General features: G+C 76.0%; 24 protein-coding genes and 1 pseudogene. 14 read left to right on the top strand and 11 right to left on the bottom strand.

Features of this window, described 5'->3' with window-relative positions; genetic code table 11:
* Positions 1–144 precede the first annotated feature (144 nt).
* Positions 145–1,053 (bottom strand): alpha/beta hydrolase, encoded by a 909-nt coding sequence (locus ACK586_RS18175; RefSeq protein WP_409331901.1) that lies wholly within the window; start codon positions 1,051–1,053, stop codon positions 145–147.
* 166 nt (positions 1,054–1,219) lie between these two features.
* Between ACK586_RS18175 and ACK586_RS18170 the strand changes: the two genes are divergently transcribed.
* The gene (locus ACK586_RS18170; protein WP_409331900.1) at positions 1,220–2,164 is read left to right on the top strand and encodes a helix-turn-helix domain-containing protein; all 945 of its coding nucleotides are present in this window, start codon (positions 1,220–1,222) and stop codon (positions 2,162–2,164) included.
* On the opposite strand, the gene ACK586_RS18165 is transcribed toward ACK586_RS18170, so the two are convergent.
* From ACK586_RS18165 to ACK586_RS18150, 4 genes are all read right to left on the bottom strand, one after another.
* Positions 2,137–2,901 (bottom strand): DUF6308 family protein, encoded by a 765-nt coding sequence (locus tag ACK586_RS18165; protein ID WP_409331899.1) that lies wholly within the window; start codon positions 2,899–2,901, stop codon positions 2,137–2,139. The genes ACK586_RS18170 and ACK586_RS18165 overlap by 28 nt on opposite strands.
* 70 nt (positions 2,902–2,971) lie before the next feature.
* Positions 2,972–4,237 (bottom strand): SMP-30/gluconolactonase/LRE family protein, encoded by a 1,266-nt coding sequence (locus ACK586_RS18160; protein ID WP_409331898.1) that lies wholly within the window; start codon positions 4,235–4,237, stop codon positions 2,972–2,974.
* Positions 4,238–4,243: 6 nt separating this feature from the next.
* Positions 4,244–5,446: a hypothetical protein gene (locus tag ACK586_RS18155; RefSeq protein WP_409331897.1), complete on the bottom strand. Its 1,203-nt coding sequence runs from the start codon at positions 5,444–5,446 to the stop codon at positions 4,244–4,246.
* A 113-nt stretch (positions 5,447–5,559) separates the two neighbouring features.
* Entirely contained in the window at positions 5,560–6,765 is a 1,206-nt protein-coding gene (locus ACK586_RS18150) for a lactonase family protein (RefSeq protein ID WP_409331896.1), read from the bottom strand.
* A 113-nt stretch (positions 6,766–6,878) separates the two neighbouring features.
* Here ACK586_RS18150 and ACK586_RS18145 point away from each other — a divergent pair, with 113 nt between their 5' ends.
* Positions 6,879–7,634 carry an enoyl-CoA hydratase-related protein gene (locus ACK586_RS18145; RefSeq protein WP_409331895.1) on the top strand — a complete coding sequence of 252 codons (756 nt, stop codon included), beginning with the start codon at positions 6,879–6,881 and terminating at the stop codon, positions 7,632–7,634.
* A gap of 84 nt (positions 7,635–7,718) precedes the next feature.
* On the opposite strand, the gene ACK586_RS18140 is transcribed toward ACK586_RS18145, so the two are convergent.
* Entirely contained in the window at positions 7,719–8,762 is a 1,044-nt protein-coding gene (locus ACK586_RS18140; protein WP_409331894.1) for a zinc-binding dehydrogenase, read from the bottom strand.
* Positions 8,763–8,889: 127 nt separating this feature from the next.
* Here ACK586_RS18140 and ACK586_RS18135 point away from each other — a divergent pair, with 127 nt between their 5' ends.
* The 6 genes and pseudogenes from ACK586_RS18135 (at position 8,890) to ACK586_RS18110 (ending at position 14,148) form a co-directional block, all read left to right on the top strand.
* On the top strand, positions 8,890–9,918 hold the full coding sequence (locus ACK586_RS18135; RefSeq protein WP_409331893.1) for an isopenicillin N synthase family dioxygenase: 1,029 nt from the start codon (positions 8,890–8,892) through the stop codon (positions 9,916–9,918).
* A 47-nt stretch (positions 9,919–9,965) separates the two neighbouring features.
* The gene (locus ACK586_RS18130; protein ID WP_409331892.1) at positions 9,966–11,372 is read left to right on the top strand and encodes a DUF4407 domain-containing protein; all 1,407 of its coding nucleotides are present in this window, start codon (positions 9,966–9,968) and stop codon (positions 11,370–11,372) included.
* Between the two features lie 100 nt (positions 11,373–11,472).
* Entirely contained in the window at positions 11,473–11,742 is a 270-nt protein-coding gene (locus tag ACK586_RS18125; protein WP_409331891.1) for a hypothetical protein, read from the top strand.
* Between the two features lie 102 nt (positions 11,743–11,844).
* A pseudogene (locus ACK586_RS18120) lies at positions 11,845–12,438 on the top strand (acyl-CoA dehydrogenase family protein); the annotation flags it as partial.
* A gap of 244 nt (positions 12,439–12,682) precedes the next feature.
* Positions 12,683–13,072, top strand: a complete 390-nt coding sequence (locus ACK586_RS18115; RefSeq protein ID WP_409331904.1) for an acyl-CoA dehydrogenase family protein — start codon at positions 12,683–12,685, stop codon at positions 13,070–13,072.
* Positions 13,069–14,148 (top strand): acyl-CoA dehydrogenase family protein, encoded by a 1,080-nt coding sequence (locus tag ACK586_RS18110; protein ID WP_409331903.1) that lies wholly within the window; start codon positions 13,069–13,071, stop codon positions 14,146–14,148. The genes ACK586_RS18115 and ACK586_RS18110 overlap by 4 nt, the downstream gene beginning before the upstream one ends.
* A gap of 19 nt (positions 14,149–14,167) precedes the next feature.
* On the opposite strand, the gene ACK586_RS18105 is transcribed toward ACK586_RS18110, so the two are convergent.
* Positions 14,168–14,788, bottom strand: coding sequence for an antibiotic biosynthesis monooxygenase (locus tag ACK586_RS18105; protein WP_409331890.1), 621 nt, complete (start codon positions 14,786–14,788; stop codon positions 14,168–14,170).
* A 105-nt stretch (positions 14,789–14,893) separates the two neighbouring features.
* Here ACK586_RS18105 and ACK586_RS18100 point away from each other — a divergent pair, with 105 nt between their 5' ends.
* From ACK586_RS18100 to ACK586_RS18080, 5 genes are all read left to right on the top strand, one after another.
* On the top strand, positions 14,894–15,754 hold the full coding sequence (locus tag ACK586_RS18100) for a MaoC/PaaZ C-terminal domain-containing protein (protein ID WP_409331889.1): 861 nt from the start codon (positions 14,894–14,896) through the stop codon (positions 15,752–15,754).
* Positions 15,755–15,867: 113 nt separating this feature from the next.
* A complete protein-coding gene (locus ACK586_RS18095; RefSeq protein WP_409331888.1) occupies positions 15,868–16,773 on the top strand; it encodes a DUF4253 domain-containing protein in 906 nt (301 codons plus the stop codon).
* 73 nt (positions 16,774–16,846) lie between these two features.
* Complete coding sequence (locus ACK586_RS18090) at positions 16,847–17,428, top strand: dihydrofolate reductase family protein (RefSeq protein ID WP_409331887.1); 582 nt, start codon at positions 16,847–16,849, stop codon at positions 17,426–17,428.
* A 45-nt stretch (positions 17,429–17,473) separates the two neighbouring features.
* Complete coding sequence (locus tag ACK586_RS18085; protein ID WP_409331886.1) at positions 17,474–17,704, top strand: ribbon-helix-helix protein, CopG family; 231 nt, start codon at positions 17,474–17,476, stop codon at positions 17,702–17,704.
* Entirely contained in the window at positions 17,691–18,038 is a 348-nt protein-coding gene (locus ACK586_RS18080) for a type II toxin-antitoxin system PemK/MazF family toxin (protein ID WP_409331885.1), read from the top strand. Before ACK586_RS18085 ends, ACK586_RS18080 begins: the two co-directional genes overlap by 14 nt.
* Before the next feature lie 18 nt (positions 18,039–18,056).
* Here the strand turns inward: ACK586_RS18080 and ACK586_RS18075 are convergent, their stop codons facing one another.
* Positions 18,057–19,112, bottom strand: a complete 1,056-nt coding sequence (locus tag ACK586_RS18075; protein ID WP_409331884.1) for a WD40 repeat domain-containing protein — start codon at positions 19,110–19,112, stop codon at positions 18,057–18,059.
* A 50-nt stretch (positions 19,113–19,162) separates the two neighbouring features.
* Entirely contained in the window at positions 19,163–19,552 is a 390-nt protein-coding gene (locus ACK586_RS18070; RefSeq protein ID WP_409331883.1) for a hypothetical protein, read from the bottom strand.
* 241 nt (positions 19,553–19,793) lie between these two features.
* Between ACK586_RS18070 and ACK586_RS18065 the strand changes: the two genes are divergently transcribed.
* The gene (locus ACK586_RS18065) at positions 19,794–23,036 is read left to right on the top strand and encodes a DEAD/DEAH box helicase (RefSeq protein ID WP_409331882.1); all 3,243 of its coding nucleotides are present in this window, start codon (positions 19,794–19,796) and stop codon (positions 23,034–23,036) included.
* Between the two features lie 109 nt (positions 23,037–23,145).
* Here the strand turns inward: ACK586_RS18065 and ACK586_RS18060 are convergent, their stop codons facing one another.
* Both ACK586_RS18060 and ACK586_RS18055 read right to left on the bottom strand, forming a co-directional pair.
* Positions 23,146–23,571 carry a type II toxin-antitoxin system VapC family toxin gene (locus tag ACK586_RS18060; protein WP_409331881.1) on the bottom strand — a complete coding sequence of 142 codons (426 nt, stop codon included), beginning with the start codon at positions 23,569–23,571 and terminating at the stop codon, positions 23,146–23,148.
* A complete protein-coding gene (locus tag ACK586_RS18055; RefSeq protein ID WP_409331880.1) occupies positions 23,568–23,825 on the bottom strand; it encodes a type II toxin-antitoxin system Phd/YefM family antitoxin in 258 nt (85 codons plus the stop codon). The genes ACK586_RS18060 and ACK586_RS18055 overlap by 4 nt, the downstream gene beginning before the upstream one ends.
* Between the last annotated feature and the right edge of the window lie 169 nt (positions 23,826–23,994).

Below are 23,994 nucleotides of genomic sequence, written 5' to 3'. Positions count from 1 at the left end.
CCGAGGCGTCCTCTACGACGAGGGCGTCCACCAAGCCAACCGCAACCGAGCCCTCGGCAACGCCGCCTGAGCCGGTGGTTGACAGAGGGTGTCTCACCGTCGCTGCATGCCCACGCGCGGGGCCGGCCGACACACGATCACGCGTCAGCCGAGGTGCTCCCGGAACCAGCGCACCTGGGCCGGTGCCGACCGCGCGAAGGCGTCGCCGACGTAGGCGTCGAAGTGCCCGACCGGCAGCAGGACCAGCTCCTTGGGCTCCCGGGCGCGGGCGTAGTACTCCAGCGAGAGGTCGGCGACGGTCAGGTGGTCGCGGGTGGCCACCACCATCATCAGCGGGGTGGGCGAGATGTCCGCGATGTAGGCGCCTGGCTCGTACTCGACGAACATCTCCACCGAGCGCAGCGTCACCTCGTTGCGCCAGGACGGCGCGCGCTCCTGCACGGGGCCGAAGAAGAAGTCGTGGGTGTCCTCGGTGGGCAGCGCCGCCACCTCGGTCGGCTCCTTCTCCCAGGCCACCGGAATCATGCCCGGCGGCTGCCCGGCGTAGCGGGCCGCGCGGTCGGCGTCGAACATCCCGCGCAGGCCGGCGAACGCGTCGGCACGGATCAGCCGGCGTGCGTTGGCCAGGCCGCTCACCAGCGGCACCTGCGAGACGACGGCCCGGACCCGCCGGTCCAGCGCGGCCACCACGAGCACGTGCCCGCCGCTGTAGCTGGAGCCCCACACCCCGATGCGCTCGGGGTCGGTCCACGGCTGGGTGCCCGCCCAGGTGATCGCCGTGCGGTAGTCGCGGATCTGCTGCCAGGGGTCGATCTCCCCGCGCGGCGTCCCGTCGCTGGCCCCGAGGTTGCGGTTGTCGTAGACCAGCACGCCCAGCCCGCCGGCGGCGAAGCGCTCGGCGAAGTCGTCGAGCAGGTGCTCCTTGACGGCGGAGAAGCCGTGCGCCATGACCACCAGCGGGGCGGGGGCGTCGGCGGCGGCGCCCTCGGGGGAGTAGTGCCACCCGCGCAGGGTGACGCCGTCCTCGGTGCGGAACTCGATGTCCTCTCGCATGCCGCGACCCTGCGCCGGTGGGCCGCGCCGGTCACGACGACGCCTGCACGGGACCGGGCGTTCCCTGCACGTCCGCCGCGGAGGGCCGCGAGCGGGGAGGCCTTGCGCGGGCCGGGGACCGGCGGGTTGGGTGCGGACAGGCAGCGCGGCCGACGGGAGGACGCCCATGGCCCTGACGGCGGAGCGGTGGAGCACGGCGGCGCTCCCGGAGCCGGACCGGGTCGACGCCCTCCGCGAGATCGTCAGCGCCACGCACCTCCCGTGGGCGCTGACCCCGGCCGGTGACGACGGGGGGCCGCCGGTCGGCGCCGAGCTCACCCGGTACCGGCTCGGGGACGTCTCCCTCGTGGACTGCCGGTGCGGGCCATGCGCGGGCCGGCGCGGCCGGCCGCAGCTGGCGGCGACCGACGACGACGTGGTCGGGGTGCTGTTCGTGCGGTCCGGCAGGGAGGAGGTAGAGCTCGCCGGCCGGCGGCTCGTCGTCCCGGCGGGGTCGGCCCTCGTGTGGCACGCCGACGAGGCGGTCCGCTTCCGGGTCCCCGGACCGCTGCACAAGCAGACGCTCCTGGTGCCGCGGACCCGGCTGCCGCTGCCCGGCGACCGTCGCCTCCTCGGGCCGGCCGCGGCCGGGTTGGTCACCGGGGTGCTCTCCGCGGCCGTGGCCGGAGCGGGCCGGCTGGACGGCCGCCTGGGCGCCACCGTGGCCGACGCGGCGATCGACCTCCTGGCCGCGGCGCTGGCCGGCGACGACGGCCCGGCCGACGACGCCACCTGGCGGCGGGTCACCGCCCACGTCGACGCGCACCTGGGCGACCCCGGCCTGACGCCCGAGGCGCTGGCCGCCGCGGTCTGGGTCTCGGTCCGTTCGCTGTACGGCGTCTTCGCCGCCCGCGGGCTCACCCCGGCCGGCTACGTGCGCCGACGGCGGCTCGAGGCGGCCCGGCGGGAGCTGCAGCGGCGCGGCACCGCCGTCACCGTGGCGGAGGTGGCGCACCGGTGGGGGTTCCGGGAGCAGGCCACCTTCTCCCGCGGCTTCCGCGCCGCCTTCGGCAGCACTCCCGACCAGGTGCGGCGCGGCGGCGCTCAGACCCGGACCGGGACCGCCCGCTGATCCACGGCGGACCACTCCGTCGCCTCGCGGCCCATGGTCACCGCCGCCTCCGTGCGCAGCGAGCCGGCCAGCCAGAGCAGCACGTCGTGCAGCCGCAGCCGGGTCACCCGGTGGCCCAGGACCGCCGCCACCCGGGCCTCCAGCAGCGCGAAGGCCGCCGCGTTCGCCTGCAGCTCGCGCAGCACCACCGCGTGCACCCCGCTGTCGCCCTCGGCGGTGTGCGGCCACAGCTGCCGCCGCGTGATGCCGTCCAGCAGCGGGAACAGCTCCGGGCGGCGGTGGTGCAGCGCCGCCAGCACGTGGGGCCCGTGCGGCCCCTCGGCCAGCGACCGCAGCGCCGATCCCACGGTGCCCGGCTCGGCGAGCACGCTCGTCTCCTCCTCGGGCAGCTCCCAGAACGCCCGCCGGGCGGCGCGCCGCAGCGCCCGCTCGGCCACCGGCAGCGCCGCGTCCAGCGCGGCGCGCACCGCGCTCCAGCCCGCCGGGTCGAGCCGGCCGTGCAGCCCCTCGGCGAGCAGGACGTCCCGGTCGGTCATCCGGGGCCCGGTCTCCGGCGGTTGCCGGTCGAAGCGGTCGAAGGCGAACGCCCGCACCCGCACCCACCGGCCCTCGCGGGCGTTGGGCGCGCGGAAGCGCAGCGGGCGGCGCCCGAGGGCGTAGCCGACGACGGCGTCGAGCGCGTCGTCCACGCCGATCGGTTCTGGACCGGCGCTGGGCAGCATCAGAGTGACGTCCATCGGATCCCCCTCCGACGTCGGCGTCCCCGCTGACCGTACCCATCACCGCGCGGTCCGGCCGGGCGAGTGCTCAGGTCAGGGTGACCAGCTCGGTCGTGCGCGCGTCGTCGCAGGTCACCGCCGCGAACGCCGGCCCGCCGGCGTCCGGGACGACGAGGGCGTCCACCGACGACCCGGCGCACAGCGGCACGCCGGGCCCGGCCCGGCCGGTCGCCAGGTCCACGGCGGTGACCGTGACGGCGTCGGCACCGATCGGCTGCCGCAGCCCGCCGAGGTAGGCGAACCGGCCCTCCGGGTCGACGGCGAGGGAGTCCACGACCTGCTCCTCCGACACGGTGGCCACGCGGGTCGCCGTCGCCGCGCCCGGTGCGACCAGCACCAGCGCCAGCACGTTCGCCTCGTCCCCGATCGCGCCGTCGTGGACCACCAGGACCGCGGCCCCCTCGGGTGTCACCGCCAGCCGGCGGACGTCGTACGCGGGTGTCCCCGGCAGCAGGGGCACCGTGCCGGCCGGCTCGAGCGCCGGGCTGAAGCGGGCCAGCTCGGCGGTCTGCGCGCCCTCGGGTGCTGTGTGGGTGTCCAGGCCCACGAACACGGTCCCGTCGGCCGCCACCGCGATCGCGTCGGCGCGGTTGGACCCCTGCCCGGTGGACGGCACCACCCGCTCGACGGTGACCGCGCCGGTGCCCGCGTCCACGGCGAGCAGCCGGAGGGGCTCGCCCACCCGATGCACGGCCAGGTAGAGCGTGGTGCCGTCCGGGGAGAGGGCGGTGGCGCTGACCAGGTCGGTGTCGGGGCGCAGCCCGGCGGTGACGGCAACGGTGCTCACCGTGCCGTCCGGCGCGATCCGCGAGACGGCCACGGACCCGCCGGTCCAGCCGGCCACGACCACGGTGCCGTCGGGTGCGACGTCCAGCCCCGACTCCCGGATCGGCCGGTCGTAGGCGTCGAGCACGACCTCCGCCCAGCCGTCCCTCGCCGTGGGGCGGACGACGGCCAGCGGCCCGCCGGCGTCGACGTCGACGGCGAACAGCAGCACCGGCTCCCCGTCGGGACCGACCGCGACGTCCTCCGGGGTGGTCAGCGTGCCGCGCTCGGGCACGGGGAGCGATCCGGCGACCGTGTCCAGGGCGCCGCCGTCGGCGGCCGGCTGCGTCACGGCGGGCCGGTCGGCACCGGACGGGGGAGCCGGGGAGGCGGTGCAGCCGGCGGCGAGCAGCAACGCGGCGACCCCGAGGACGGGGACGGCGCGGACGGCGACGGCGCGGACGGGGACGGAACGGGCGGGGACGGAACGGGCGGGAACGGCGCGGGCGGGGACGGAACGGCGGGACACGGCGGCTCAGCCGATCAGCGAGACGGTGGAGGTCGCCCCGACGCGCACGAAGCAGGCCGAACCGGTGGTGACGGTCCGGGCGTCGGCGGCCAGGACGACGAAGCCGACGCCACCCCCGCCGTCCCCGCACAGCGGCACCGACGCGACGACCTCGCCGGTGGTGAGGTCGAGCGTGACCAGGGTGGGCTCGTACGTGGTGGTGTTGTACGGCAGGTAGGCGTAGCGCCCGTCGGGGTCGGCCGCGAGGTGGTGCGGGGCGTCGGAGGTGTCCTCCAGCTCGATCGACTCCACGACCTCGCCGCCGCGGACGACGACCAGCCGCGGGTCGCCGGTGACGTAGTGGCCGGCGGTCACGGTGGCCAGCACGGTGCCGTCGGGCCGCACGTGCAGGGCGCCGGTGACGCTGTCGGGCTCGTCGGCCACGAGCTCGACCGGCTCGGCGGCGGGCTCCAGGTCCCGGTCGTAGCGCGCCAGGACGGCGCCGGACTCCTCCCCGTCGGCGTCCCGGTCGAGCGCGGCCAGGGCGAGCAGGTCACCGTCGGGGCCCACCGCGAGGTCGTAGAGCACCGCCTCGCCCGGCGTCTCCAGGCCGAGCGGCGCGCTCTCCTCGACCTCGCCGCTGCCGACGTCGACGGCCAGCAGCCGGCTGCCCTCGCCGTCCTCGCGCCAGTACCCGGCGACGTACACCGTCGTGCCGTCGGGGCTGAGCGCCGCGGCCGTCGTGTCCGGCGTGCCGTCGACCCCGGCGTCGACGAGGTGCTCGACGACCTCGCCGTCGTGCACGGCGGCGACGGTGAGCCCGTACCCCTCCGCGCCGGGGGCGACGCCGACCACGACCACCGTGCCGTCGCCGGCGGTGAGGACCTGCGAGTACTCGACGAAGCCGGGCAGCTCGGTGACCTCCTCGACCTGCAGGCCGCCCGGCCCGGGCACCAGGCGCACCAGCCAGCCGGTGCGGCCGTACCCGTCGGGGTCGCCGAGCAGGGCCAGGGTCGAGCCGTCCGGCTGGGCGGCGAGGTCGAACAGCCGGGCGCCGGGGTTCCCGACCGCCTCCACCAGGTCGAGGTCGCCGAGCTCCTCGGTGAGCGGACCGGCGCTGACCGCCGGCGGCCGCTCGTGCGTCGCCACGCCGGGCACGGCGGTCGAGCAGCCGGCGACCAGCAGCAGGCCGGCGCCGAGCAGGGTGGGCAGCGGGGGTCGGGCGGTCATCGGGGGCTCCGGGGGAGGTGGGGAGGGACGCCGCCAGGATCGGATCGGGCGCTTGCACGCCACTCGGACCCGTCTTGGGGACCGCCGGGCCGCCGGCCGGCGGGGGGCGTCGCTCAGCGCAGGAGGACGGCGACGTCCTCCCGGTCGCCCTCGCCGCAGCCACCGCCGGCGACCAGTTCGGTCCCGTCGGACCCGACCGCCACGGTCGCCGCGAAGCCCGGGCCGTCGCACAGCGGGACCTGCGCGACCGCCTCGCCGGTGGCGAGGTCCACCGTGGTGACGCCGTGGGTGTCGCCGTCCCCACCGGTCCACGGCACGTAGAGGTAGTGGCCACCGGGCCCGAGGTCGACGTCGTCGGGGACGGCCTCCAGGTCGACCACCTCGTCGAGGGCGTGCACCCGGTCGACCGCGCCGTCGCGGACGACCACCAGGCGGACCCGCGAGGACTGGTAGGTGCCGTCGACGGCGACCGCGAGCCAGCCGCCGCCGGGCAGGGCGAACAGCTCCCGGCTGATGCTCTCCACCGCATCGGGCAGCAGGGTCACCGGCTCGCCGACCGGCTCCAGGCCGGCGTCGTACTCGACGAGCACGGCGCGCGGGGTGTCGTCGCCGGCCCCGTCGTCGTAGGCGCTGACCAGGACGGCGACGCCACCGGCGGGGCGGACGGCGAGGTGCCGGCCGTAGTGCCCGCCGGGGCCGCTGCCGGGGTCGACGTCGACCTCGTCCAGGACCTCGCCGGTGGCCGCGTCGAAGGCGACGACCCGCCCGGGGACGTCGTCGTGGTAGCCGAAGGAGACGTACAGGACCCGCCCGTCCGGGCTGAGCGCGGTGCCGCCGACCTGCGGGAGGAAGTCGCCGTACGCGTGCTCGAGGTCGACGGTCCCGGCCGAGTCCGCGCCGGGGGCGACGGTGGCGAGCACGACCTGCTCCCCGGTGTCCTCGGCGTCGGCGGTGCCGACGACGACGACGGTGCCGTCGGCGGCCACGTGCAGGCCGGGGTCGTCCTCGATCGGCGGGACCGGGACGGTGCCCAGCACCGCGAGCCCGTCCTCGCCCGGCGCCAGCCGCACCACGACCGCGTCCTCCTCGGAGGTGCCGGCCATGAGCGCGACGACGGTGCCGTCGGGTGCGGCGGCGAGGTCGGCGAGGTAGTGCTGCGGGTCGTCGATGACGTCGGTCAGCGACACCCCGTCGACGCGCTCGGTGAAGGCCGTGCCGAGGTCGGGCGCGGCCGTGCCGGCGACGGCGGTGGTGCAGCCGGCGAGGGCGGCGGCCATCAGGGCGGGGACCAGGGCGCGGGCGGGGGTCGGGCGTGTCACGCGCTCAGCGTCGGGTGCGCTCCTTGCGGCGCGCTGGTGCCCGGCTTGGTCCCCGCGCCGGGGCACGTGGTCTGATGCCTGCGAAGGGTTCCCGACGCAGAAGAGGTGCACGCGTGTCCGAGTCCGGCTCCGGCGAGGTCCTGCTCGAGGTCGACGGCGGGGTGGCCGTCGTGACGCTGAACGCGCCCGACCGGCGCAACGCGCTCACCCCGGGGATGGCCCGGGAGCTGATCGGGGTGCTCGAGGAGGTCGACGCCCGTCCCGAGGTCGGCGCGCTCGTCGTGACCGCGGTCGGCAAGTCGTTCTGCGCCGGGGGCGACGTCGCCACGCTGACCGCCGCCGGCGAGGACCCGGCCCGCCCCGACCTCTACGACGGCATGACGTCGATCTACGACTCCTTCTACCGGCTGGGCCAGGTGAAGGTGCCCACGATCGCCGCCGTCCGCGGCTCGGCGGTCGGCGCCGGGATGAACATGCTGCTGGCCACCGACCTGCGCGTCGTCGCCTCCGACGCCCGGCTGCTGGCCGGCTTCCTCAAGCGCGGCATGCACCCCGGCGGCGGGCACTTCGTCATCCTGTCCCGGCTGATCGGCCGGGAGGCCGCCGCGGCGATGGTGCTGTTCGGCGAGGAGATCAGCGGCGCCAAGGCCGTCGAGCTGGGGCTGGCCTGGGAGGCCGTGGACGCCGACGCCGTCGAGTCCCGCGCCCGTGAGCTGGCCGCCCGCGTCGCCGCCGACCCGGAGCTGGCGCGGGTGACCGTGGGCAACTTCCGCAAGGAGACGGCGACCGCGGTCTCGTGGGAGGTCGCCACGCAGTTCGAGCGTCCGGCGCAGATGTGGTCCATGCGCCGCCAGGCCGCGAAGAAGTAGCCGAAGTAGCCACTTCGGCGGGGTTCCCCGCCGAAGTGGCTACTTCGGCTAGGTATCCCCCCGCCGAAGTAGCCACATCGGCGGTCAGGGGCGCAGCAGCACCTTGACCGCCTCCCGGGCGTCCATCGCCCGGTAGCCCTCGGCGGCCTCGCGCAGCGGCAGCTCCCGGTCGAACACCCGGCCGGGGCGCAGGCCGCCGGTGAGGACGGCGTCCAGCAGCCCGGGCAGGTACGTGCGCACCGGCGCGACCCCGCCGCCGGCGCGGACGTTCCTCATGAACAGGCGGCGGAACGGCAGGACCGCCTGCGGCGCGCCGACGAAGCCGACCGCGCCGCCCGGGCGGGCCAGCGCCACGGCGGTGTCGACGGCGTCCTGGCTGCCCACGCACTCGCACACCGCGTCGGCGCCGTCGCGGCCGAGCAGCTCGCGGACCGCGGCCACGCCGTCCCGGCCGCGCTCGGCGACGACGTCGGTGGCGCCGAGCTCCCGGGCCAGCGCCGCCCTGGCGGGGTGCCGGGACATCGCCACCACCCGCGCGGCGCCCAGCCGGCGGGCGGCGAGCACCGCGCACAGGCCGACCGCCCCGTCGCCGACGACCACCACGGTCGAGCCGGGGCCGACGCCGGAGCTCACCGCCGCGTGGTGGCCGGTACCCATGACGTCGGCCAGCGCCAGCAAGTCGGCGTCGGTGACGTCGGCGGGCCGGTCGCCGGGGACGCGGACCAGCGTGCCGTCGGCCAGCGGCACCCGGACCAGCTCCGACTGGCCGCCCACGGTGGGCAGGCCCTCGGCGTCCGGCAGCCCGTAGAAGGACAGCCGCGCGCAGGACCCGGGGACGCCGCGGCGGCAGCTGGCGCAGCTGCCGTCGACGACCGCGAAGTGCGGGACCACCAGGTCGCCGGGCGCGACGGTGGTGACGGCCGGGCCGACGTCGGTGACGACGGCGAGGAACTCGTGGCCCATGAGCAGTGGCAGCCCGGCGCCGGCCCCGCGGTAGGAGTGCAGGTCCGAACCGCAGATGCAGGTGGCGGTGACCCGCACGAGCGCGTCGGTGGGCCGCTCGACGACCGGCTCGGGGACCTCGCGGACCGTTACCGTGCGCGCGGCGTCGAGGCTGGTGGTCAGCACGGCCAGGAGTGCAGCACACCGGAGGTCCCGCACGGGGTGGCGCGCGACGTCCCACCCGGCACCGCAGACCTCGGGCGTTCCTGCGGCGACACCGCGGCGTAACGCCGCGCGCCTAGCGTCGGTGGGCGTGAGCTTCCGGGTGCCCGTCGTCGACATCTCGCCGTACGTGATCGGGGAGGGGGACCGGGCGGCCGTCGCCGCGGCCTTCGACGCGGCCTGCCGCGAGGTCGGCTTCGTCCAGGTGGTCGAGCACGGCGTGCCGGACGACGTGGTCGCCGGCCTGACGAGCGCCATGGACGAGTTCTTCGCGCTGGACCCCGCGACCAAGAAGACCTACCGGACACCGCCGGAGATCAACCGCGGGTACAGCCCGCCGCGGTCGGAGGCGCTGTCGCTCTCCCTCGGTGTGGACGCCGCCGGCAACGACTTCTTCGAGGCGTTCAACGTCGGCGCCGCGCGGTCCACCTACGGCCGCGACGACCTCCCTGCCGACCACTACGCGGAGAACCTGTGGCCGGCGGAGGTGCCGGGATTCGCCGACCGCGTGTGGACCTACTTCACCGAGGCCCGCCGGGTCGCCCGCACGCTCACCCGGGTCGCCGCCGACGCGCTCGGCCTGCCCGCGGCCTTCTTCGACGCCTACCTCGACCACTCCGTCGACGTCCTCCGGATGAACCACTACGCGCTGCCGCCGGGCACGGCCGACGTCGGCGACGACCTGACCGGCATGGGCGCGCACACCGACTACGGGATCCTCACCGTGCTGTGGGCCGACCCGGTGCCCGGCCTGCAGGTGCTCGGCGGCGACGGCGCCTGGCACGACGTCCGCCCGGCGGAGGGCGCGCTGCTGGTCAACCTGGGCGACCTCACCGGCCGCTGGACCAACGACCGCTGGCTGTCGACGCTGCACCGGGTGAAGCCGCCGGTCGTCGACGGCACCGTGCAGCGGCGCCGGTCGGCGGCCTTCTTCTGCGACGGCGACATCGACGCGGTGGTCCAGACGCTGCCGCAGTGCGTGGACGCCGCGCACCCCGACCGGTACCTGCCGGTGACGGTCGGGGAGCACCTGACGGCGAAGCTGGCCGGATCGCGGGCCGGCGTCCGCAACCCGAGCACCGGGCGGGAGACCGAGCGGGTCCTCGCGAGCCGGGAGTAGCCCTCGTCACCGTTCCGTGACCGCGCCGGACTGCCGATGAGGAGGGCATGGCAGGACGACGGCGCATCGGGGACGGCCTCGCGACCCTCGGCGGAGCCCGGCCGGAGCTGCTGGAGGTGGCCCCGGGGGCGCGGCCGCGGTTCGTGGCGCTCGGCGGCGTGCTGCTGAGCACCGGCGGGCTCGCCGTCCTGTCGATGGCCTTCGCCGTGGCGATGGCGCTGGGCGTGTGGTGGCCGATCGCGGTGCTGGTGGGCCTGGGCTGGGGCTTCGTCGTCGTCAACCTCGACCGGATGCTGCTGGTCGGCATGGCGCACGACGCGTCGGTGGGCCGCAACATCGCGCTGGCGATCCCGCGGCTGGGGCTCGCCCTGGTGCTGGGGGTGGTGATCGCGACCCCGCTGACGCTGCAGGTCTTCCACAAGGAGATCGACACCGAGATCGTCACGATGCAGGCCGAGGCCGCCGACGGGTACCGCACCTCGCTGGAGGCCGACGCGCGCTTCGCCGGGCTGCCGGAGCTGTCCGAGCGGGTCGCCCTCGGGGAGCAGATCGTGGCCACCGGCGGCGCCGCCGACCCGGCGCTGGCCGGCGTGCAGACCGAGGTCGCCGCCCGGCAGGCCGCCCTGGACCAGGCCGTCGCCACCCACCAGGAGCTGCAGGCCCGCGCCCAGTGCGAGCTCGACGGCACCTGCGGCACCGGCGCCGCCGGCACCGGCCAGGCCTACGTCGAGGCGCGCGCCGCCGCCGACGCCGCGGCCGTCGCGGTGACCGCCGCGCGCACCGCCCTGGACGACGCCCGCGCGGCCGCCGCCGACGCCGAGGACCGCAGCTTCGCGCTGGCGTCGTCCTCGCTGGCGACCGACCAGGAGCAGCTCGCGCGGCTGACCGCCGAGCAGGACCGGCTGCAGGCGCAGTTCGACGACACCAACGAGGGGTCCGGCGGCATCCTGCTGCGGCTGGAGGCCCTGGACCGGCTCAGCGACAGCAGCACCACGCTGTGGGCGGCCAAGACGATGCTGTCGTTGCTCTTCCTCTGCGTCGAGCTGCTGCCGGTGCTGGTCAAGCTGCTGCTGAACTTCGGCCCGCCGTCGGCCTACGACGAGCTGGCCGCGCTGCGCGACCGCGGCGACGTCGAGGTCGAGGAGCTGCAGAAGCGGTCCCGGCTGGAGATCGCGCAGGCGCAGGAGGAGCTGCTGGTCCTGGCCGAGAAGGAACGGGTCGACCGGCAGAAGGAGGCCGTCCTGGCCCGCCGGCGGACGGCACTGGCCGCGGCCGCCGCAGCCGCCGCGGCCCGGCAGCAGCCGGCCGCCCCGGCGCCGGCGCCCGCCGAGGCTCCGGCCGCCGGTGGCGACGACCCGCTGCGCGCCCTGTGGGACACGGGCCCGATCCGGCTGGCCCGCAGCGCCGCCCGGACCGTGCGCACCGCCCGCCGCCGTCCCGGGGTGCCCGCGTAGCCGGCTCACCCCTTCGGGCCACGGCTCTCGCCCGACCGTGTCCCTGCCCCGCGCCGGCGTGTTCCCTGATCAGGGATCGCGACGACGAGGGAGGGCAGGGATGGGCTGGTTGTTCGGGTGCGACCACGGCGTCGTCGGCCGCTGCCCGGCCTGCAGCCGCCTCGCCGAGCCGGGCCGGGCGACCACCGAGCCGGGCCGGGTGACCACCGAGCCGGGCCGGGTGACCACCGGGTCCGCCGCCGGGCAGGCCGTGCCGGACGCCGGGGAGGCCGTGCCGGACGCCGGGGAAGCTGTGCCGGACGCCGGGGAAGCTGTGCCGGACTCCCGCGACGTCCCCCGGTGGCGCCGCAGCGCCGGCCGCCCCCGCTGAGCTCCGCTCTCGACGCTGCGGCCGCACCCTTGTAGTTTCCGCGGGCAACCTCCCGTGTGACCCGCGCCCTCGGCGCGCGTCCGGAAGCTCCAGGAGCGCAGCGTGGCGCGACCCTCGGCCGACGAGCCCCTCGACGCGTTCCGCGCGCGCGTGCGCACGTGGTTCGCCGAGCACGTCGCCCTGACCGGCGGGGTTACGGAGTCGCCGGACGGCGTGGAGGTCGCCCGCCGGTTCCAGGCCGCGCTGTTCGACGCGCACCTGGCCGGGATCACCTGGCCGGTCGAGTACGGCGGGCAGGGGCTGACCACGGCGCACCAGTTGGCGTTCAACGAGGAGGCCGAGCCCTACGCCGTCCCCACGCTGCCGCTGCTGATCGGGCTGGGCATGTGCGCGCCGACGCTGCTCGAGGTGGGCAGCCAGCAGCAGCGCGACCGGCACCTGGCGCGGATGCTGCGCGGTGACGAGGTGTGGTGCCAGCTGTTCTCCGAGCCCGGCGCGGGGTCCGACGTGGCCTCGCTGCGCACCCGGGCGGTGCGCGACGGCGCGGACTGGGTGGTCGACGGGCAGAAGGTGTGGACCTCGGGCGCCCACTACTCCGACTTCGGCCTGCTGCTGGCGCGGACCGATCCCGACGTCCCCAAGCACCGGGGGCTGACGATGTTCGTCGTCGACATGCGGGCACCGGGGGTGACGATCCGGCCGCTGCGGCAGATCAGCGGCGGGGCGAACTTCAACGAGGTCTTCTTCGACGACGTGCACCTGCCCGGGGACGCCGTCGTCGGCGAGGTCGGCCGCGGCTGGCAGGCCGCCGTCACGACGCTGATGAACGAGCGGGTGTCGATCGGCGCGGGCAGCGGCGGGCTGGGCCGGCGGGCTGGGCGGTGGGGAGTTCGCGGCGCTGGCCGACCTGGCCCGGCGCCGCGGCGGGCTGGCCGACCCGGTGCTGCGGCAGTCGCTGGCGTCGGTGTTCGTGGAGGAGCGGCTGATGGAGCTGCTGTCGAGCCGGATCCGCGAGGACGTCAAGGCCGGCCGCACCCCGGGTCCGCAGGGGTCGGTGGCCAAGCTGGCCGGCGCGCAGCTGTCCCGGCACGCGGCCGAGGTGGGGCTGGAGCTCCTCGGCGCCGCCGGAACCGCGTGGCCGGCCGACGACGCCGACGCCGAGCGCTGGACGCAGGCGCTGCTGGGCGCGCCGGGCGGCGCCATCGCCGGCGGCACGCCGGAGATCATGAAGAACATCCTGGGCGAGCGGGTGCTCGGGCTGCCCCGGGAACCGGCGGTCGACCGGGACGTGCCGTTCCGCGAGCTCAAGGCGGGGGGTGGCCGCTCGTGACCTCGGTGGCGGAGGACCTGCGGACGACGGTGCGGGGCTTCCTCGAGTCGGTGGTGCCCGAGGCGGAGGTGCGGCGGATCGCCGACTCGCCGACCGGGTTCGACGCGGGGCTGTGGGCGCGGCTGGCCGACCTCGGGCTGACCGGCCTGGTCGTCCCCGAGGAGTTCGGCGGGGCCGGCGCCGGGTTCGGCGAGCTCGGCGTCGTCCTGGAGGAGGCGGGCCGGGCGCTGCTGCCCGCGCCGCTCCTGTCCACCGTGGTGCTCGGCGCCTCGGCGCTGCTGCTGGCCGGGGACGGCGCGGCGCACGCGAGGTACCTGCCCGGGATCGCCGACGGGTCGCTGCGGGTGGCCGTGGGCGGCCTGGCCGGAGCGCCGTCGTGCGAGGCGGTCGCCGGGTCGCGCGGCTGGCTGGTGGACGGGACGACGGACGGCGTCGTCGAGGGCGCGGGCGCGGACCTGCTGCTGGTGTTCGCCGCGTGCGAGGGCGGGACGTCGCTGTTCGCGGTGGACACCGCGGCCGGCGGCCTGTCGCGGACGCCGCTGCGCACGCTGGACCTCACCCGCCGGCAGGCGCGGGTGGAGCTGCACGCGACGCCGGCGACGCTGGTGGGCGGGCAGGGCGACGGCGACCGGGTGCGCGCGGCGATGCTGGACCGGGCGCTGGCCGGGCTGGCCGCCGAGCAGGTGGGCGGAGCGCAGCGGGTGCTCGAGACGGCCGTGGAGTACGCGCGGACCCGCTACCAGTTCGGCCGGGCGATCGGGTCGTTCCAGGCGGTCAAGCACCGGTGCGCGGACGTGCTCATCGACGTCGAGCGGATGCGGGTCGCGGCCGCGGCGGCGCTGGCGGCGGTGGACGCCGGCTCGCGCGACCTGCCGATGGCCGCGCGGGTGGCGGCGTCGTTCTGCGGCGACGCGTACTTCGAGGCGGCGGCGTCGAACATCCAGGTGCACGGCGGGATCGGGTTCACCTGGGAGCACCCGGCGCACTTGTACTACCGGCGCGCCAAGAGCTCGCAGCTGCTGTTCGGCTTGCCCGCCGAGCACCGCGAGGCGCTGATGGGGCTGCTGGCCGGCTAGGGACTACACCAGTTCGGGGCTACACCAGTTCAGGCACCCGCAGGTGGGAGAGGACGACGTCGGTCTCGGCGACGTCGAGCACCCGCGCGCCGACCGACCGGGTGAACTCGTCGCGCATCATGCGGGCGCGGTCGCGCACCGCCTCCAGCGCCACCCGGCTGTGGAAGGTGACCGTGCTGACCGCGCGGTCGTTCGCCCGGTCGGCGAGCAGGCTGAGGCTGCAGAAGTTGGGCAGCTCCTCCAGCCGCGGCACGAGGACCTCGCGGTAGGCCTCGAGGAACCGGTCCATCTGCCCGTCGTCGACGCGCACCCAAGTCAGCCGGGCGGCGCCGCGGTCGTGCATGGCGTGCGCCCGGTGCAGGACGGCGATCTCCCACTCGTGCACCTCGATCTCGGCGCCGAAGGCCGCGACCAGCTGGTTGCGCATCGGGTGCACGAGGGCGGCGCTGGCGTGCATGGCCTCCTCGTCGCGCCACGCGGAGGTGGCGATGGAGCGGCCGGTGTCGCGGTCGACGAGCAGCGACAGCCCGACGCAGCCGGGCATCTGCTGGACGGCCGGCAGCGCCTCCTCGCGCATGTAGGCGATGCCGGCGTCGACGGCGGCGGTGAGGCCGCGGATGGTGGTGGATCGGGCGTACACGGTGTTCCCCCTCCCGGACGGCGACGCTGCCGCCGGGTGCCAGGGTCCTCGCCCGCGCGGTCCGCGGCCAGGGATCGGTGCGTCGCCGACCGCTAGGAAGAGCCCATGGACACCACGAGGATCCCGTTCGGGCACGTCACCGGGGCGGTCGAGAGCTCCAGCGACCCGGGGGAGATCGCGGCCTTCGCGCTGGCGGTCAACGACGACGACCCGCGCTACCAGGACGGCCGCGCGGTGCCGCCCACGTACGCGGTGGTGCCCGGGCTGCAGCCGTTCCTGGCCTCGGTGCTGCGCCCCGACCACGAGGCGCTGACCGGCGGGCGGGGCGCCGGGCACGGCGAGACCGACCTGTACATCCACCGCCCGCTGCGGCCGGGGACGGTGCTGCGGACCACCGCGGAGGTCGGCTCGGCCGTCACCAACCGCGGAGGGCTCAACCTGTTCAGCCGCGTCGCCAGCGTCGACGAGGCCGGCGACCTGGTCTACGAGCACTTCTGGTCGGTGATGTACCTGGGCGAGGTCACCGGCGGCGACCGGGGCCGGCCGATGGCCGACCACACGTTCCCGGAGGAGGCCCGCTCGCGGCGGGTCGGCTCGCTGGTCCTGGCGACGACGGCCGACCAGACCTTCCGCTACGCCGGGGCGTCGGGGGATCGGGCCGTGATCCATGTCGACGACCGCGCGGCGCGGCCCATGACCGGCGACCGCGGGAAGTTCCTGCAAGGGCTGTGCACGCTCGGCATCGCGAGCCGGGCGCTGGTGGCGCTGGCCGCGGGCGGGGAGCCGCACCGGATCCGGCGGATCGCGGTGCGCTTCGCCCGCTACGCGTTCCCCGGCGACGAGATCGCGGTGGGGGTGTACGACGCGGGGCCCGCGGACGGCGGCCGGCACGCGTTCGCGTTCGAGGCGGAGTCGGGCGGGCAGACGGTGCTGCGGCACGGCCGGGTGGAGGTCGACCCGGCCTGAGGTCGCCGTCCCCAGGTCGACCCGGCCTGAGGTCGCCGTCCCCAACCCGGGGCCCGATCCACAGATCGCGGACGGCGGGGCCTGCGCGCGGAGCGCCGGCGGAGGGTCGTGGCATGACCCGCTCACGCTCCTCCCTGCCGCTGTTCGACTCCTCCTCCGCCGGCCGCCTCGACGTGCCGGTGCTGGCCGAGCTCGGTCCGGTCCGGTCGACCTCGGCCGACCTGCCGCCGCCGGGGCCGCTGCGGCTGGGCGAGGTCTACCTGGGTGCCGGCCGGCCGGTCCGGGCGACCCCGGCGCCGGCGATGTGGCTGACCGACGAGGAGGTCGTCGGCGGTGCGCAGCGGTGGCGGGGGCTGGTGGACCGGTTCCCCGACACGGGGCTGTGGCCGCTGCTGACCATGCCGCTGGAGTACGCGGCGACCCAGCGGCCCTGGGACGCGGGCGAGTTCGACCCGGTGCCGGTCGCGGACGTCGAGGCGCTCGACCCGGCCGAGCTCCTGGCCGGCGCGTGGGCGGGCTGGCTCGTGCCCATGGGCGAGAACCCGTACGTCGAGCACCTGCGGCCGTTCGGCGCGCCCTTCCCCGGGCTGGCGCCGCCGCTGCCCGTCCGCGGGGAGCCGGCGTCGGTGCCGGGGGACCGGCTCGACCGCTTCGGGCTGTCGCGGCTGGGCCTGGTGCGCTGCGACCGACCGGCGGACGCGGTCGCCGTGATCGGCTGGTACGGCGCCTGCAACTACCGCCGCACCGAGGAGGTCGCCGCGGTGCTGCGCAGCTGGGAGGACCGGTTCGGCGTCGTCCTCGCCGGGCTGGGGTTCGCCCGGATGACGCTGCTGCTGCCGCACCCGCCGGCGTCCCTGGAGGAGGCGCTGCCGATCGCCGCGGAGGTGACCGCGCTGTGCCGCGACGTCATCTCCCTCGACGGGCCGACGGACGCCTTCGGCTGGCGGGCGGGCGGCACGGTCGAGGGCCTGGCCCGCTGCCTGGTCGGCGAGCCGGTGTGGACGCTGTGGTGGGACTGAGCCGCGCCCGATGAGGTCCGCCGCCGTCGCCGGTCTGCAGTGGCGGACCGACCGACCGGCACCCGAGTCATCGATGACCGCGAGCTACACCTGGGACGTCTTCAGCAGCATCGACGGTTTCGGCTCCTACGACGAGTTCGGGGACTGGGGCGGCTACTGGGGCAAGCAGGGGCCGGAGTTCCTCGCCCGCCGCCTCGCGCAGTACCGGGTCGACCAGCGGCTGGTGATCGGCGGCACCACCTTCCGGCAGTTCGTGGGGTTCATGGGCGACGCCACGGGGGTGTCGGAGGCCGACGACCCGATCAACCACCGCATGACGCACATGCCGACGACGGTGGTGTCGACGACGCTCGAGGGCCCGCTCGACTGGCCCGACGCGACGCTGGCCGTCGGGGACGCCGTCGACGTCGTGGCCCGGCTCAAGGAGGAGTCGCCGGTGCCGCTGCGCTCGCACGGCAGCCTGTCGATGAACCGGTCGCTGATGGCCGCCGGCCTGGTCGACCGCGTGCAGCTGACCCTCTTCCCGGTGATCACCGGCCGGACCGGCACGGACCCGGTCCTCGCCGGCGCGGCCGACTTCGACCTCGAGCTGCTGGAGAGCCGGACGCTCGACGGCCGCACCCTGGAGCTCGTCTACCGGCCCACGCTGCATTGAGTGCTGAGCCGCGCCCCCGAGGTGCTACCGCGGTAGCATCCCGGTGTGAAGCTCAGCGTCAGCCTGACCGACGAGGACGTCGCGCTCGTGGACGACTACCGCCGCAGGTCCGGTCTCACCACGCGGTCGGCGGTCATCCAGCGCGCGCTCCACCTCCTCCGGCAGCCGGACCTGAGGGACGACTACGCCGCCGCGTGGGACGAGTGGGTGAGTTCCGGGGAGCAGGAGGCCTGGGAGTCGACGGTCGCCGACGGGGCGGCGGATGCACCGCGGTGAGGTCCGACTCATCGACCTGGAACCCGTGCGGGGCAGCGAGGCGAACAAGCGCCGGCCCGCCGTCATCGTCAGCAACGACCAGGCGAACGCCACGGCGGCCCGCCTCGGCCGAGGGGTCGTGACGGTCGTGCCGCTCAGCAGCAACGTGGCGCGGGTGTTCCCGTTCCAGACCCTCCTGCCTGCCGACGCCTGCGGCTTGCGCGTCGACTCCAAGGCGCAAGCCGAACAGGTCCGGTCGGTGGCGGTGGAGCGCGTCGGTCCGGTCCTGGGGCGGCTGCCGGAGGACCTGCTCCTGGCGCTCGACGACGCGCTGCGCCTGCATCTGCAGCTCTAGAGGCGGGGTGCGTCCGCGTCAGCGGCCGAGGAGCCAGGCGCGGGTGGCGCCGTCGGCCAGGCAGACGCCGGTGACCACGAGGATGTCGCCGTCGAGGGAGAGGACGGTGGCGCCGAGGCTGCCGAAGCCGTCGCACAGCACGGTCTCGCCCACCTGCTCGCCGTCGCGCAGGTCGAACGTGGCGACGCGGGCCTCCTCCTGCAGCGCGGCCAGCGGCACGGTGGCGTAACGGCCGTCGGGGCTGACCACCAGGTCGAGGCCGGAGTCGGCGCTGCGGCCGAGGTCGACGGTGAGGCCCACCTCCTCGCCCGTGACGGTGAGCAGCCGGCCGGAGTCGGCGGTGGTGAGCGTGACCACGACGGTGTCGTCGTCGGTGACCTGCAGGTCCGCCGGGCGGGTGGCCTCCTTGGGGACCAGCTCGACCGGGTCGCCGTCCGGCCGTAGTTCGGCGTCGAGGCGGAGCAGCGCGGTGCCCCGGCCGTCGTCGGTCGCGAGGAGGGCGGCGACCCCGCCGTCGGGACGGGCCGCCAGCCGGGTGACGGTGCCCGCCGGCACCTCGCCGGTGGCGGTCGCCTGCCCGGTGGCGGGGTCGACGGCGATCAGCTGCCGGTCGGCCGCGGCCACGACGAGGGTCGTGCCGTCGGGGGTGAGGGCCGCGGCGACGACCTCCGGTGCGGCGCCCAGCGAGGTGGTGGCCGGGCCGTCGACCAGCTCGAGCGTGTCGCCCGTCGCGCCGGTGCCGACGACGAGCGGGATGCCGCCCGGGGTCACGAGCACCTCGCCGCTCGAGGCCACGGGCGTGGCGTCCCCGGCCCGCGGCTCGCCGTCCTGGACCAGGAGGTCGACCAGCACCCCGCCGTCGCCGGTGTCGAGGAGGACGACGGCGCCACCGGTCGGCCGGGCGGCGAGGGACGACATCCGCGCGTCCGTCCCCACGGCCTCGTCGAGGTCGAGGGTGCCGAGCACCTCGTCGAAGGATACGTCCGGCGCCGGCTCGTCCGCGGTCGCCGTGCACCCCGGAGACACCGCCAGGAGCAGCGCGAGCAGGGCGGTTCGCTTCCGGGCGGTGGGCACGGTCGCTCCTCCCTGGTCCTTCGGCCGGACCCCATGGTGGACCCGTCGGCTCAGAGGACGCCACAGACGCGGAAGCCGCCGCGTTCCCAGACGACGAGCACCTCGCCGACCCATCCAGAGCCACCTCCGCCGGTCAAGGCGAGGGTGACCGCGAAGCCGTCGCCCTCGGCGGGATCCGCGCTCCGCATGCCGATGACGTGCGAGTCGGGGGCGTACGGGTCGGGATGTGTCCGCCGCAGCTCGGCGATGGACCGCAGATAGGCCTGACGCGAACCCAGCTTCTGCTGCTCGGCACGGCACATGAGCTCCCAGCGTGATTCGCCGTCGAAGGTGCCTGTGGTGGCGAAGTAGGCCTCGACCGCCATGCGTGGGGTGAGCGGTCCGGCTAACGCGGGGCGGGAGTCGCCGTCGAGTGCGAACAGGCCTGCGGCGGCCGTCACGAGCGCGAAGCCGAGAGTCGCTGTCGACCGGCTCCGGAACCGACGTCGCGGCACGGCGGCGGGGACGGGACGGGCGAGCCTGCCAGGCGGAGCGGTTGGGAAGGGCGGGAGGGACGTCGTCATGGCGGGCACCGTGGCAGCTCGCCACGACTCATCTCCCCGTTGTCCACAGATCCCGTCCGGCCCGAGCGTGAGTGTGGACGGCCCGAGACCGGTCGTCCCCGGCTCCTACGCTCGATCCGTGCCCGAGGAGCTCCGCATCCTGCTCGCCGACCCGGTGGTCCGCCGGTCGGTCGGCGAGGACGCGTTCCGCCGCGGCGCCGCCTACGCCCGCGACGGCCGGGTGCTCGACCTCGAGCTCCGGCCCGGCGGGCTGGAGGTCGGCGCCGACGTCGCCGGCAGCGGCGGGTTGCTCTACCACGCGTTCGCCCGCTACGACCGGGCCGACGACCGCTGGCGGGGGGCGTGCAGCTGCCCGGTCGCGGTGAACTGCAAGCACGTCGCCGCGATGCTCCTCACTGCCCGCGACCGCGCGGTGTCCGTCGACCCGTACGGGACACCGGCCGCCGTCCCGGCGCCGCAGCCGACGTGGGAACGCGTGCTCGCCGACCTGGTGCAGGAGCCCGGCCGGCCGGGGGCGCGGCCGTTCGTGCCCATGGGCGTGCAGTTCCAGGTCGAGGAGCGGCCGAACCGTCCGACGACCGTCCGGCTGCAGCCGGTGGTCCCGGGCGCCCGGGCGAAGTGGGTGCGGACCGGGGTGTCGTGGCGGAACCTCCCGCACGAGCGGCACACCAACCGCGACCCGGCGCACGTGGCTGCGCTGCTCGGGCTGTACGAGGCCTCCCGCGTGCGCGGGCAGAACCACTGGTACGGCAACACGGCCGAGCCGCCGGTGGTGCTGGAGGAGTTCGGGCCCGGGGTGTGGCCGGCGCTGCGGCGCGCGGTGGAGGACGGCGTCACCCTGCTGACCCGGGACGGCCGGCCGGTGCGGCTGCTGCCCGAGCCCGGCGAGCTCGTGGTCGACGTGCACGACGACGGCATGGGCGGCCTCCGCCTGGAGCCGGTCGTGCACCTGGCCGACGACGTCCGCGTGCCCGCCGGGGACCTGACGCCCATCGGCGACCCGGCGCACGGGGCGGTGCTGGTCCCCGACGGCGGCGGGCTGGTGCTCACCGCGCTGGAGCAGGTGCCGCGCGGGGTGCAGAAGCTGCTGTCGGCGCGGGTCGTGCGGGTGCCCGCCGCCGACCGGGAGCGGTTCCTCGGCGGCTTCTACCCGGCGCTGCGCCGCGCGCTGCCGGTCCGCTCGACCTCGGTGGAGCTGCCCGAGGTGCGGCCGCCGGAGCTGTGCCTGCGGGTCGAGCACGAGCCGGGCCACCGGGCCGCGCTCGGCTGGTCGGTGCTCTACCGGACGGGGGACGACGTGCGGCGGCTGCCGCTGGCCCGCGGCACGGGCGTCGTCCCCGACACCGGGCGGGACGCCGCCGCCGAGGACCGGCTGATCCGCGCCCTGCCGCTGCCGCCCGAGCGGCTGACCCGGCTGTTCCGCGGGCACCCCCAGCGGCCGGTGCCCACCGCGGAGCTGCAGGGCATCGACGCCGCCGTCCTCACCGCCGAGTGGCTGCCCCGGCTGGCCGCGGCCGGCGTGCGGGTCGAGCAGGTCGGCGAGCCGCCCGACTACCGCCGGTCCGACGCCGCGCCCGTCGTGACGGTGTCGGCCACCGACACCGCCGACGGCGACTGGTTCGACCTGGGCGTCACCGTGCGCGTCGACGGGGAGGAGATCCCGTTCGTCCAGGTCTTCGCGGCGCTGGCGCTGGGCGAGGAGTTCCTGCTGCTGCCCAGCGGCACGTGGTTCGACGTCCGCCGGCCGGAGTTCGACCGGCTGCGCCGGCTGCTCGACGAGGCGCGGGCGCTGCAGGAGACCGATGCCACCGACGAGCCCGACCTGCGGATCAGCCGTTACCAGGCCGGGCTGTGGGAGGAGCTCGTCGAGCTGGGCGTGGTCGACGAGCAGAGCGAGCGGTGGGAGCGCGACGTCGGCCGGCTGCTGGAGGTCCAGGCCGCGCCGCCGTCCCCGGCACCGGCGTCGCTGGCCGCGCGGCTGCGGCCCTACCAGCTCGAGGGCTACCAGTGGCTGTCGGTGCTGTGGGACCTCGGCCTGGGCGGGGTGCTCGCCGACGACATGGGGCTGGGCAAGACGCTGCAGACGCTGGCGCTGCTGTGCCGGGCGCACGAGGCCGGCGAGCTGACCGCGCCGGTGCTGGTAGTGGCGCCGACCAGCGTGGTGTCGAACTGGGCGCGGGAGGCGGAGCGGTTCGCTCCCCGGCTGCGGGTGGTCCCGGTGACCGGTCGCAAGCGGGGGACGTCGCTGGCCGACGCGGTGGCCGGCGCGGACGTCGTCGTCACCTCGTACGCGCTGCTGCGGCTGGGGGAGGCCGACTACCGGGAGCTGGCGTGGAGCGGGCTGGTGCTCGACGAGGCGCAGTTCGTGAAGAACCACCGGGCCAAGACGTACGCGGCGGCGCGGCGGGTGCCGGCCCGGTTCCGGCTGGCGATCACCGGCACGCCGGTGGAGAACGACCTGATGGACCTGTGGGCGATGCTGTCGATCGTCGCGCCGGGGCTGTTCCCGAACCCGAAGCTGTTCGCCGAGCACTACCGGGTGCCGATCGAGCGCAACCGCGACGCCGAGGTGCTGGCGGCGCTGCGCCGGCGGATCGCGCCGCTGATGCGCCGGCGCACCAAGGAGCAGGTGGCCGCCGAGCTGCCGCCCAAGCAGGAGCAGGTGCTCGAGGTCGTGCTGGCCCCGAGGCACCGCAAGGTCTACGACACCCACCTGCAGGCCGAGCGGCGCAAGGTGCTCGGCCTGGTCGACGACCTGCAGCGCAACCGGTTCACCATCTTCCGGTCGCTGACGCTGCTGCGGCAGCTGGCGCTGGACCCGGTCCTGGTCGACGACGGGTACGCCGGGATCGGGTCGAGCAAGGCCGAGGCGTTCCTGGAGAACCTGCGCGAGGTGGTGGCCGAGGGGCACCGGGCCCTGGTGTTCAGCTCGTTCACCGGCTTCCTGCGCACGGTGCGCGAGCGGCTGGACGCCGAGGGGCTGCCCTACGCCTACCTGGACGGGTCGACCCGCGACCGCGATGCCGTCGTCTCCTCGTTCCGGTCCGGCGAGGTCCCGGTGTTCCTGATCAGCCTCAAGGCCGGCGGGTCGGGGCTGAACCTGACCGAGGCCGACTACGTGTTCGTGCTCGACCCGTGGTGGAACCCGGCGGCCGAGGCGCAGGCGGTGGACCGGGCGCACCGGATCGGCCAGGACAAGACGGTGATGGTCTACCGGCTGGTCGCCGCAGGAACGATCGAGGAGAAGGTGCTGGCGCTGCAGGAGCGCAAGCGCGACCTGTTCGCCCGGGTCGTGGAGGACGACGACGGCGCGCTGACCGGCCCGCTGACCGCCGAGGACATCCGCGGCCTGTTCACCTGACCGGCCCGCTGTTCCCGCGGGAGGACCGGGACCTGGTGCGGTCGTGGCCGCAGTCGAGGTCGCTCTGTCGCAGACCGCCGTCGATCGCCGAGGCCGCGGCCCGTCCGGCTCAGGAGTGGGTGTCGACCACCTGCAGTCCCTCGGTCTCCCAGGCGGCGAGGAGGTCGCGGTCTCCGGAGGCCACGACGAGATCGGGATCGGCGATCACCAGTGCTGCAGCGCAGTGCACGGCGTCGTATCCGCGGAGGGAGTGCTCGCGCGCGAGCGCGGCCGCTCGCCGGACGAGGGGCTCGTCCACGGGGAGGACCGTGACCTCGTCCCAGAAGTGGTCGAGCAGCGTCAGGCTCTGATCTTGCTGGTCGTCGGTCACCCTCCCCAGCCGGGCGGCCTGCGCCAGTGCTGCGGCCGCCTCGACGTAGCCGATGCGGCTGCACACGACGTCGGCAGCGGCGTCCCACAGCGCAGTGCACGTCTCGCTGGCCGGCTCCTCGATGAGGAGCGGGATGATCGCCGAGGTGTCGAGGTAGGCGATCACCCGCGTTGTTCGGGAACGAGGTCGCTGACCGTGCCCTGTGCCCGCACCGGCTCGGGGAGCGACCCCTTGCGCCGTCTCGGCGGCTGCACGATCCCCTCGGCGATGAGCCTCTCCAGGGCCGTGGGCCGGTCGACGGGGACGATGCGAGCGACCGGTCGGCCGTGGTCGGTGACCGTCACCGTCCCTCCCGTGCGGACCTCGGCGAGGTACCGGCTCAGGCCGTCGCGCAACTCGCGCACCCCGACCGTGCTCATCCGCGCCCCCTGTGGCCACATCGGCACCGGCAACTGTAGCCACAACGGCCATGTCGTGCACCCTGCGCCGGGTGATCTCCTCGAGCTGAGCGACTGCCGCACGTCCGGTGCGGCACGGCCCGATCGGGCCGGGCGCGCCCTAGCGTGCGACCTGACGGTCTCCGCCGGG

It is taken from the genome of Trujillonella humicola (genome assembly GCF_046233715.1).
Taxonomy (GTDB): Bacteria; Actinomycetota; Actinomycetes; order Mycobacteriales; family Geodermatophilaceae; genus Trujillonella; species Trujillonella humicola.
Note: the sequence above shows the minus strand (reverse complement) of the source record. Positions and strands in the feature narration are given on the sequence as shown.